Origin of the sequence: uncultured Sphingomonas sp., from assembly GCF_946477935.1 — a bacterium.
Taxonomy (GTDB): domain Bacteria; phylum Pseudomonadota; class Alphaproteobacteria; order Sphingomonadales; family Sphingomonadaceae; genus Sphingomonas.
Map to the genome: position 1 here is coordinate 1 of NZ_CAMLAC010000131.1, position 9,977 is coordinate 9,977.

Here is a 9,977-nt window from a genome sequence, read left to right on the forward strand (position 1 = left end):
GCATCGCGGTCGACGCCTGGCTGAGGATCTGCGCCTTGGCGAGCGCGGTCGTCTCTTCCGAGAAATCGGTGTCCTCGATGCGGCTGCGGGCTTCGGACAGGTTGGTCGCGTTCGAGGTCAGATTGTTGACCGCGGACTGGATGCGGTTCTGTGCGGCACCGAGACCGGCGCGGACATTGGCGACCTTGCCGATGGCGGTGTCGAACTGCGCCAGCGTGGCGGAGGCATTGACCGACGCGGGGACGGCCGGCGGACCTGCGACCGCGGCGGTGATGACGTTGGTGACTGCCGCATCGTCGGTCAGCCGGGCCAGCGTGACATCGACCTTGTCGCTGGCATTCGCGCCGGCCTGGATGCTGACCTTGCCGTCGGTACCGGCCGCCGGCGTGGCCGCGGTCGAACCGTCGAACAGCTTGATGCCGTTGAACGCGGTGTTGGACAGCACGTTGCTGATCTGCTGCGCCAGCGCGTCCTGCTCGGACTTGATGTTGGCCTTGTCGTTGGCCGAATAGGTGCCGTTTTCCTTCTGCACCGCCAGCTCGCGCATGCGCTGCAGCATGTTGCTGACCTCGTCCAGCGCGCCTTCGCCGGTCTGCGCCAGCGAGATCGCGTCGTTGGCGTTGCGGATGCCCTGGTTCATGCCCTTGATCTGCGCGGTCATCGACGCCGAGATGGCGAGGCCGGCGGCATCGTCCTTGGCCGAGTTGATGCGCTTGCCGGTCGACAGGCGCTGCATCGACGTGCCCAGCATGTTCTGCGCCGAGGTCGAAGCCGAGGTGGCGCGGAGCGCGCTGATGTTGCTGGCAATAACGGTCATGTCGGGAACTCCATCTCTTGCTCGGCGAACCTTTTCCGATCCCCATCGGATCACCGAGCCGCCAAGAGTAGGAACGGCAAGCGACCGGCAATCTTTAGCCGGAAGGCGGAATTATTTTGCCGCCTTTTGCCGGAAATCTGCCGACCGGCCGTGGCGTTTGCGGAACGTGCAAAACCCCGGCCGCACCATCGGGTGCGACCGGGGTCTGGATCAGCCCCGGCTGGGTGCCGGCGCGTGAGCGGCAAAGCTTAGCCGAGCAGCTTCAGCACGCCCTGCTGCGACTGGTTCGCCTGGCTGAGCATCGCGGTCGACGCCTGGCTGAGGATCTGCGCCTTGGCGAGCGCGGTCGTCTCCTGCGAGAAGTCGGTGTCCTCGATGCGGCTGCGCGCTTCGGACAGGTTGGTCATGTTCGAGGTCGCGTTGTTCACCGCCGACTGGAGGCGGTTCTGCGCGGCGCCGAGGCTGGCGCGGGTGTTGGACACCTCGCCGATCGCATCGTCATAGGCGCTGAGCGCCGGGGTGGCGGGGGTCGCACCGGTATAGGTGTTGTCCGTGATGACCTTCAGCTTGGAGGCGGCTGCGCTGAAATCGGTGGACTTGAGCGTGACCTTGTCGGACGCGTTGGCGCCGGTCTGGATGTCGTAGCCGGTGGCCGCGGCCGCGTTGAACAGCGACAGGCCGTTGAACTTCGTGTTGGTCGTCACCGACGTGATCTGCTGCTGCAGCGCTTCCTGCTCGGACGCGATGTTCTTCTTGTCGTCGGCCGAATAGGTGCCGTTCGACGCCTGCACCGCCAGCTCGCGCATGCGCTGCAGCATGTTGCTGACCTCGTCCAGCGCGCCTTCGCCGGTCTGCGCCAGCGAGATCGCGTCGTTGGCGTTGCGGATGCCCTGGTTCATGCCCTTGATCTGCGCGGTCATCGACGCCGAGATGGCGAGGCCGGCGGCATCGTCCTTGGCCGAGTTGATGCGCTTGCCGGTCGACAGGCGCTGCATCGACGTGCCCAGCATGTTCTGCGCCGAGGTCGAAGCCGAGGTGGCGCGGAGCGCGCTGATGTTGCTGGCAATAACGGTCATGTCGGGAACTCCATCTCTTGCTCGGCGAACCTTTTCCGATCCCCATCGGATCACCGAGCCGCCACCACCCAGAACGGCCATGCTCCGGCAAGATTTAGCCGATTTTCGGAAAATTCTTGCCGGTCCTGCCGGTTCGGGTGCCGCGAACCGCCCGCCTCGCGCGGGCGTGATGCGAGCCCGCGCGCGCGTGCTCGCGTACGGGGGCGACGCGCCCGGAAATAGTTTGCCGGCAAGCGGCCAAATTAACCCTTTTTTGGGGACGAATCGAGCATTGAGGGCGGCGAAAGGAATGTCCCTCCGATGCCGTCGATTCTTCCCTCTGCCGTTCTTGCGAAGCGCCGTTACGCGCTGCTGTCGTCGCTGCGCGCGCAGGGCATGACCGTGGTCGAAGGCGGTGCGGGCCAGCCGGGCGATACCTTCCTGGTCGCTGAGGACGAGGCGATCGCGGCACCGGCGCGCACCATCGTGGTCGGCGATGCGGGCCGGCGGCTGGAGCGGCCCGGCAACGGGTTGCCGACGCGGATCGCGTTCGGGCCGGAAGACGGAGCGGTCGGCAACGGCTTCATGCGGGCGCTGCTGGCGGGGGCGGGCATGCCCACCGCGGCGGACCCGGAGAGCCTGGCGCTGTTCACCCTGGCCGAGCGCGTCGCGCAGGCCGACATCACCGTGCTGATCAACGGGCCGACGGGCACCGGCAAGGAAGTGCTGGCGCGCGCGATCCACGCCAATTCGGCGCGCGCCGACAAGCCGTTCATCGCGATCAACTGCGCAGCACTTCCCGAGGCGATGCTGGAAGCGTTGCTGTTCGGGCACCAGAAGGGTGCGTTCACCGGCGCGTCGTCGGGCGGGGAAGGCTTCTTCCGCGCGGCCGATGGCGGCACGCTGCTGCTGGACGAGATCGCCGAGATGCCGCTGCAATTGCAGGCCAAGCTGCTGCGCGTGTTGCAGGAGCGTGAGGTGGTGCCGCTGGGCGCCAGCCTGCCACAGCCGGTCGACGTGCGCGTCATCGCCTGCGCCAATCGCGATTTGCAGGCCGAGGTGGCGGCGGGCCGGTTCCGCGCCGATCTCTACTACCGCCTGGCGGTGTTTCCGCTGACCACCAAGGCGCTGGCCGAGCGTCGCGGCGACATCCCCGCGCTGGCCGCGACGATGATCCTGCGCCATGCCGGCAGCCGCAGCACCATTCCCTGGCCGAGCGCCGAGGCGATCGAGACGCTGGTCGAGCATAGCTGGCCAGGCAATGTCCGCGAGCTGGAGAATGTGATCCAGCGCGCGCTGCTGTTCGCCGGCGGCGACACCATCGAGGCGAGCCACATCGTGTTCGACCGGCCGATGGTCGCCAACGACCTCGACCTGTCCGCCCCCGCGCAGCCCGCCGTGCCGGCGACGCTGGGCAAGGTGGTGCAGATGAGCGAGTTCGCGGCGATCCGCGAAACGCTGGCCGCATGCGGCGGCAGCCGGATGGAGACGGCGCGGCGGCTGGGCATCTCGGAGCGCACGCTGCGCTACCGCCTGGCCAAGGCGCGCGAGCAGGGCGAGGATGTCGGCCTGCCCGGGCGTAAGGCACTGTCCGCATGAGTATCGGGGGCGTCAACGGCGCGATGGGCGTCGACCGGGTGATGGCGCTGCGCGCGCAGATCCTGGAGCGCAACCAGGCGCTGAAGGCCGCGGCGCAGACCGGCGGCGCACAGGCGGCCGAAGGTGCCGCTGCGGCGGCGAGCGCGCAGCCGGCCAGCTTTGCCGACACGCTGAACGAGGCGGTGAAGAGCGTCAACGACAGCCAGCAACAGGCCGCCAAGCTGTCCGAAAGCTATGAGCGCGGCGAGACCATGGACATCGCCAAGGTGATGCTGGCGCGCCAGCAGGCCTCGGTCGGGTTCGAGGCGACGCTGCAAGTGAGAAATAAACTTTTGTCCGCCTACAAGGACATCATGAGCATGCCGGTGTAACATGAGCACAGCGCTGACACCCGCCAACCCCGCCACGCCGGGCGGCCCGCAACTCCCCGAACGCTTCGCGAACCCGCTGCGCCAGATCAAGGGCGTGCTGGCACAGCCGGCCGTCCGCCGTTCCGCGCCGATGGCGCTGCTGATCGGCCTGATCGCGGCGGCCGCGCTCGCCTGGATGAGCCTGTCCACCCCGCCGCAAAAGACGCTGTTCGCCAATCTGTCGGACGCGGACAAGCAGGCGGTGACCACCGCGCTCAGCACTGGCAACATCGCCAGCCGCATCGACGATGCGACGGGCGCGCTGACCGTCAGCGAGGAGGATTATTCCAAGGCGCGGATGCTGCTGGCGGGCCAGGGGCTCCCCAAGGAAGCACCGGGCGGCTACGCGATCCTGGACCAGTTGCCGATGGGCGTCAGCCGCGCGGTGGAGGGCGAGCGTCTGCGCCAGGCGCGCGAAAGCGAGCTGGCCCGCTCGATCCAGGAGATCGACGCGGTGGCCGAGGCGCGGGTGCACCTCGCCATGCCCGAAGCGTCGGTGTTCGTGCGCGACAGTGCCGCGCCCTCGGCATCGGTGATCCTGAAGCTGAACGCCGGGCGCTCGCTGTCGGACGCGCAGGTGCAGTCGATCGTCAACCTCGTCGCCTCCTCGGTGCCGGGGATGAAGCCGTCGGGCGTGACGATCGTCGACCAGATGGGCGGCCTGCTGACCAAGGACGGCGCGGCCGCCGGCAATGGCGACGACCGCCGGATCGAGTTCCAGCGCCGGCTGGAGGACAAGTATCGCACGCAGCTCATCCAGTTGCTGACCCCGCTGGTCGGCAGCGGCAACTTCACCACCGAGGTGCAGGCCGAGGTCAATCTGGACGAAACCAGCGCGACGCGCGAATCCTACGAAAAGCAGGGCGCGCTGCGCGCGGAGACGGGCAACTGGACGGGCAATCTGGCGACCGCGACACCGCCGGGGGGCATTCCCGGTGCGCTGTCCAACACGCCGCCGCCGGCCAGCACGCTTCAGGTGCCGCCGAACCCCGCGCCCGGCACGCCCGGTACGCCGGAGAACCAGCCGGTCGCCGGAGGTGCTGCACCCAATCCCGCCAAGCAGTCGGATACGTTCCAGCGCGCATACGATCTGGGCAAGGAGGTGTCGGTGACGCGCGCCGCGCCCGGTTCGATCAAGCGGCTGACCGTGGCGGTCCTGCTGCGTGATCCCGCCACCGGTCGTCGCACCGCGATGGAGATCAACCAGATCAGCGATCTGGTGAAGAGCGCGGTCGGCTTCGACCAGGGGCGCAACGACAACGTCACCGTGATCAGCCGCAAGTTCGCCGATGCCGGCGCCACCACGGACGGCCCCGCCTGGTACGACAATGCCTGGCTGCCGGTGCTGGCGCGCAACGGCACCGCGATCGTGATCGCGCTGCTGGTCCTGCTGCTGGGCGTGCGGCCGCTGGTGAAGAGCATGACGAAGAAGAAGGATGACGAGACCAAGGCGTTGCCGATGGGTGCGGCGGACGGCGAGGGAGGCGAGAATGCCGCCGCGCCGGCCGGGCCGGATGGTATCGCGGTGCAGCCGCCCGTGACGCTGGAGCAGATCGAGGCGACGCGCAATTTCGACGAGCGTATCGGCGCGGTCCGCGGCTTCACCCGTGACAACCCGGCGCGGGCGGCGCTGGCGGTGCGCGACATGATCAAGGCGGAAGCGAACTGATGGAAGCCGATATCGCCGCCGGTGCCCGCACCTATACCGGTGTGGAGCGCGCTGCGGTCCTGATGATGCTGGTCGGCGAGGACGAGGCCGCGGCGATCCTGCAGAAGCTGGACCCGGACGAGGTGCGCGAACTGGGCCGTGCCATGTATGCGGTGGCGGACGTGAGCGAACAGGAGGTCGAGGATGTGCTCGACACCTTCGTGTCCGCCGCCCGGCAGCGCGCGACGATCGCGTTCGAGCCGCGCCCGATGGTGGAGGCGGTTATGAGCCGCGCGCTGGGCCCCGCCAAGGCGGACAGCGTGCTGGCGCGGATCACTCCGCCCGATGCGGCGGCCGAGATCGAGCTGCTCGCCTGGCTGGACCCGACCGACATCGCTGCGATGCTGGACAAGGAGCATCCGCAGATCGCCGCGGTGGTGATCGCCAATTGCGATCCGGCGGTGGCGGGACAGGTGCTGGAGCTGTTGCCCGATGCGGTGCAGCCCGACATCCTGCACCGCATCGCGCGGCTGGGCCCGGTGGCGCCCGAGGCGATCGACATGCTGCGCGACCTGATCACGCGCCAGAGCGGCAGCGGGCAGCAGGCGCAGGGAGTCACGCTGGGCGGCACGCGCGAGGCGGCCAAGATCCTGTCGAGCGCGCGCAAGGCGACCGAGCAGCGCGTCATGCCCAAGCTGTTCAAGATCGACCGCGAACTGGCCAAGCAGATCGAGGAGGCGCTGTTCGTCTTCGAGAACCTGCTGGAGCTGGACGACAAGAATCTGGGCACGCTGATCCGCAACGTCGATGGCGATATCCTGGTCCGCTCGCTCAAGGGCGTGGACGAGGGGGTCCGCAACCGTTTCCTGGGCTGCATGTCGTCGCGCGCCGCCGACAATATGCGCGACGAGATCGAGGGTCGCGGACCGATGAAGCTGTCCGAAGTGCTGGAGGCGCAAAAGGCGATGATCCAGATCGCGCGCAATCTGGCCAAGGACGGCACCATCGTGATGGGCGGGGGCGAGGACGACTATGTCTGATTTCATCGCCGGTTTCGCCGCGCGCCACGATGCGGCGGCGGCAGCACTGCACCAGGCATTTTCGCCGCAGCCAGCCGCCTTTGCCGCGGTCGACCTGATCGAAGTGCGCAGCCCCGTGGGCTTCACCCCGCGCGCAACGCCCGCCGGCCCGGTGCCGGAGCCCGACTTCGGCCTGCATGTCGAGCCGGAAGTGGCTGCGGGCCCCAAGCATTTCAGCCCCGCCGATCGCCAGGCGAACCCGACCGCGGGCTGGGACATGATGGACCCGTGCGTGGATGGGGTGCCGTTTATTGATCCGGTGGAGGCGGCGCATGCGGCCGGGTTCGCCGAGGGGATGGCCGCGGCGAGCGCGCAGGCACAGTCTCAGGAGGAGGCGCTGCTGGTGGGGATCCAGGCGGCGCTGAGCGGGGGGAGGGTCGATCGCGAGGCACTGGCGGGGCAGTTGCGGCAGACGGTGCTGTTCCTGGTGTCGAAGCTGGTGGGCGAGGTCGGTATCGCGGCGGAGCGGCTGGCGGGGCGCGTGGAGGTGGCGAGCGAGATGCTGGCGGATGCGGCGGAGTCCGCGCTGCTGCGCGTGCATCCGGATGATGTCGGTCTGCTGCAAGGCCGTTTGCCGGACACGGTTTTTCCGGTGGGCGACGCGAGCGTGGCGCGCGGCAGCTTCGTGCTGGAAAGCGCCTCCACCGTGGTCGAGGATGGGCCGGCGCTGTGGCTGGACCAGTTGGCGCAGGCGATGGACAGGGTGCCCGTTCCCGCATGTTGAACCGTTTCGCCGCCGATTATCTGGGAACGCTGGGCAGTGCCGATTTCGTGGCGGCGCCGCGCGTGTCCGGCCGCCTGTCCTCCTATGACGGATTGCTGATGGAGGCCGTCGGGCTGAACCTGGCGGTGGGGACGGTGTGCGAGGTCGGCGGCGAGGGCGATGCGCGGATCGAGGCGGAAGTGATCGGTTTTCGCAACGGCCGCACGCTGATGATGAATCTGGGTGGGCCCGCGCCGCTGCTGCCGCGCGCACCCGTCCGCCCGATGGGCGCGCCGGGCGAGGCGGAGGTGGGCGCCGCGATGCTGGGCCGCGTCGTCGACGGCGCGGGCACGCCGATCGACGGCCTCGGGCCGATCCGGGGTGCTGCGCGCTGGCCGCTGGCGGGCAAGCTGCAATCGCCGCTGGACCGCGGCCGCGTGCTGGCGCCGATGGATGTCGGCGTGCGCGCGATCAACGGTTTGCTGACCATCGGCCTTGGCCAGCGGGTCGGTATCATGGCGGGATCGGGCGTCGGCAAGTCGGTGCTGCTGGGCATGATGGTGCGCGCGGCGCAGGCGGACGTGATCGTGATCGGCCTGATCGGCGAGCGCAGCCGCGAGGTGGCGGACTTTCTGGAGACCAAGGTGGCGGGCGAGGCGCGGGCGCGGTCGGTGGTGGTGGCGGTGCCCGCCAACCATTCGCCGGTGCTGCGCATTCGCGGGGCGCTGCGTGCGACCGCGATCGCCGAGGCGTTCCGCGCCGAGGGCAAGCGCGTGCTGTTGATCATGGATTCGCTGACCCGCGTCGCGCATGCCGGGCGCGAGATCGGACTGGCGCTTGGCGAGCCGGCGTCGGCGCGTGGATACCCACCGTCCGCCATCGCGATGCTGCCCAATCTGATCGAGCGGGCGGGGGCGGATGCGCACGGGCCGGGATCGATCACCGCGATCTACACCGTGCTGGCCGACGGCGACGACGGCAACGATCCCGTGGTTGATTCGGCACGCTCCATTCTGGACGGACATATCGTGCTGAGCCGGCAGCTTGCCGAGCGCGGTGTGTATCCGGCGATCGACATCGGCCCCTCGGTCAGCCGGGTGATGAACGATATCGTGTCGAAGCCGCATGCCAAGGCGGCGCGCGTGCTGCGCCGGCATCTGGCGACGTACGAGGAAAATCGCGACCTGGTACTGATGGGCGCGTATCGCGCTGGCACCGATGCCGCGATCGACAATGCGATCGCCGCACACCCGGCGGTGATGGAATATATCCGGCAGGATTATGACAGCGCGGTGCCGATCGACATGGCGGTGGACGAGCTGGTCGGCGTGTTCGGCACCGACGGATGACGAAGCGGCGCGAGGCGACGCTGGCGCGCATCCACCGCGTCCGCACGCTGCAACTGAACCTGCGCATGGGGGACGAGGCGCGGGCGCGTGAGCAGGTGGCGAGCGAGCAGGCGCTGTCCCAGCGGATCGCCGGGCTGGTCGATGCGGTGTCGCCGACGCCGGCGGCCCCCTCTGCCAGCGTGTCGCTGATGGCGGCGGCGCATTTCCGCGAGCGGCTGCACCAGTCCGCCGAGATCGCGCTGCGCCGCATCGCGCAGGCCGAGCAGCAGGCGGAGGCCGCCGCCGAACAGACGCGCAGCGCCAAGCGCGACCAGAGCGCGGTCGAAAAGCTGATCGAGCGCGCGGAAGCCGCCGCCGTGATGCGCGAAATGCGCGCGATGGAAGACGCGCCGGCCAATCGAAAGAACCGGCACGATCCTTGCTGATCCTGCCCTTCATGAGTTTTGGGGGTTCATCATCATGATTGAGATCGCGAGCGCGATCGGCCGCTCGCTCGCGCCGGTTGGGGGAGCGAGCGGGGCGACGACGACGGATGGCGCGGCGTTTGCGCTCTCGCTGGCGTCGTTCCTGTCGCTTCAGGATGGCGACAGCGAGCCGGGGTCGGTCGTGACGACGCCGGCAGTGACCGGGCAGGATGATGCCACCGGCGGCAACGCCTTGCCGGATGAGGTCGAGGCGTTGCCGGAAATGGGTGTGGTGCCGTTCATGGCGCCGATGCCGGTGCCGATGCCGGTGCCGGTGCCGATGCCGGAGCCGGTGCGGTCGGACGTGACAGCGCAGATCGCTGTCGCTGGTCCCTCGGCCGGTATGACCGTGCAGCAGGGTGGGGCGTCCGCGCGGCCGGCGATGCTGGCGGGCACCGGGCTTGCCGTGGTGCAGACGGCGACCGCCGCCGCCGAAACGTTGGCGACCGTCGAGATGCCGCCGGTCGGATCCACGCCTGCGGCGATGCGCGACCTGTCGGTTGCAGCCACGGTGCCGCCGGAGATGCAGGGTACGGCGGAACGGACCGGTGCGGTTTCGGGCAATCCGCCGTTGGCGGATGCGGTGCCGGACGGGGCAGTGCGCCGGGCCGGCCCCGGCGCCGCCGATCGGATATCGATGCCGCAAGTTCCGGTCGACGCCGGGGCGATGGTTCAAAGCGACCCGCGATCGGCGGGGATTGCCCCCGACATGGCCGTGTCGGCCAGACCCGGCACCGTCCGGGTGGGATCGGCAATGCCGTTGGCGGACAGGGCCGGCGCCGTTGTGGCACACAGGGCGACGATGCCGCCGACGATGGCGGCGGTTCCTGTTCCCACGCGGTTCGTGAAAGAG

10 protein-coding genes are annotated in these 9,977 nt (G+C 69.2%); 8 read left to right on the forward strand and 2 right to left on the reverse strand.

All coding sequences use genetic code 11. The annotated features are described in order from the left end of the window. Both Q0U08_RS13330 and Q0U08_RS13335 read right to left on the reverse strand, forming a co-directional pair. A partial coding sequence (locus tag Q0U08_RS13330; RefSeq protein ID WP_298091879.1) for a flagellin occupies positions 1-817 on the reverse strand: 817 nt, incomplete at its 3' end. 248 nt (positions 818-1,065) lie between these two features. Beyond that, positions 1,066-1,893, reverse strand: coding sequence for a flagellin (locus Q0U08_RS13335; RefSeq protein WP_298091880.1), 828 nt, complete (start codon positions 1,891-1,893; stop codon positions 1,066-1,068). 300 nt (positions 1,894-2,193) lie between these two features. On the opposite strand from Q0U08_RS13335, the gene Q0U08_RS13340 reads away from it, so the two are divergent. The 8 genes from Q0U08_RS13340 to Q0U08_RS13375 form a co-directional block, all read left to right on the forward strand. After that, entirely contained in the window at positions 2,194-3,471 is a 1,278-nt protein-coding gene (locus Q0U08_RS13340; protein WP_298091881.1) for a sigma-54-dependent Fis family transcriptional regulator, read from the forward strand. Then, positions 3,468-3,842 (forward strand): flagellar hook-basal body complex protein FliE, encoded by a 375-nt coding sequence (gene fliE, locus Q0U08_RS13345; protein ID WP_112381680.1) that lies wholly within the window; start codon positions 3,468-3,470, stop codon positions 3,840-3,842. The genes Q0U08_RS13340 and fliE overlap by 4 nt, the downstream gene beginning before the upstream one ends. A 1-nt stretch (position 3,843) precedes the next feature. Next, the gene (fliF, locus tag Q0U08_RS13350; protein WP_298091882.1) at positions 3,844-5,550 is read left to right on the forward strand and encodes a flagellar basal-body MS-ring/collar protein FliF; all 1,707 of its coding nucleotides are present in this window, start codon (positions 3,844-3,846) and stop codon (positions 5,548-5,550) included. Next, positions 5,550-6,569, forward strand: coding sequence for a flagellar motor switch protein FliG (gene fliG / locus Q0U08_RS13355; RefSeq protein WP_298091883.1), 1,020 nt, complete (start codon positions 5,550-5,552; stop codon positions 6,567-6,569). Before fliF ends, fliG begins: the two co-directional genes overlap by 1 nt. After that, the gene (locus Q0U08_RS13360) at positions 6,562-7,332 is read left to right on the forward strand and encodes a FliH/SctL family protein (RefSeq protein ID WP_298091884.1); all 771 of its coding nucleotides are present in this window, start codon (positions 6,562-6,564) and stop codon (positions 7,330-7,332) included. The genes fliG and Q0U08_RS13360 overlap by 8 nt, the downstream gene beginning before the upstream one ends. Then, positions 7,326-8,660 carry a FliI/YscN family ATPase gene (locus Q0U08_RS13365; protein ID WP_298091885.1) on the forward strand — a complete coding sequence of 445 codons (1,335 nt, stop codon included), beginning with the start codon at positions 7,326-7,328 and terminating at the stop codon, positions 8,658-8,660. The genes Q0U08_RS13360 and Q0U08_RS13365 overlap by 7 nt, the downstream gene beginning before the upstream one ends. Continuing rightward, positions 8,657-9,085, forward strand: coding sequence for a hypothetical protein (locus tag Q0U08_RS13370; protein WP_298091886.1), 429 nt, complete (start codon positions 8,657-8,659; stop codon positions 9,083-9,085). Before Q0U08_RS13365 ends, Q0U08_RS13370 begins: the two co-directional genes overlap by 4 nt. 34 nt (positions 9,086-9,119) lie before the next feature. Next, on the forward strand, positions 9,120-9,977 hold an 858-nt coding region (locus tag Q0U08_RS13375), incomplete at its 3' end, for a hypothetical protein (protein ID WP_298091887.1).

Excerpts from the sequence above, each read along its gene's own strand:
- Q0U08_RS13335 (WP_298091880.1), bottom strand. The coding sequence starts at position 1,893 with ATGACCGTTATTGCCAGCAACATCAGCGCGCTCCGCGCCACCTCGGCT.
- Q0U08_RS13340 (WP_298091881.1), top strand. The coding sequence starts at position 2,194 with ATGCCGTCGATTCTTCCCTCTGCCGTTCTTGCGAAGCGCCGTTACGCG.
- fliE (WP_112381680.1), top strand. The coding sequence starts at position 3,468 with ATGAGTATCGGGGGCGTCAACGGCGCGATGGGCGTCGACCGGGTGATG.
- fliF (WP_298091882.1), top strand. The coding sequence starts at position 3,844 with ATGAGCACAGCGCTGACACCCGCCAACCCCGCCACGCCGGGCGGCCCG.
- fliG (WP_298091883.1), top strand. The coding sequence starts at position 5,550 with ATGGAAGCCGATATCGCCGCCGGTGCCCGCACCTATACCGGTGTGGAG.
- Q0U08_RS13360 (WP_298091884.1), top strand. The coding sequence starts at position 6,562 with ATGTCTGATTTCATCGCCGGTTTCGCCGCGCGCCACGATGCGGCGGCG.
- Q0U08_RS13365 (WP_298091885.1), top strand. The coding sequence starts at position 7,326 with ATGTTGAACCGTTTCGCCGCCGATTATCTGGGAACGCTGGGCAGTGCC.
- Q0U08_RS13370 (WP_298091886.1), top strand. The coding sequence starts at position 8,657 with ATGACGAAGCGGCGCGAGGCGACGCTGGCGCGCATCCACCGCGTCCGC.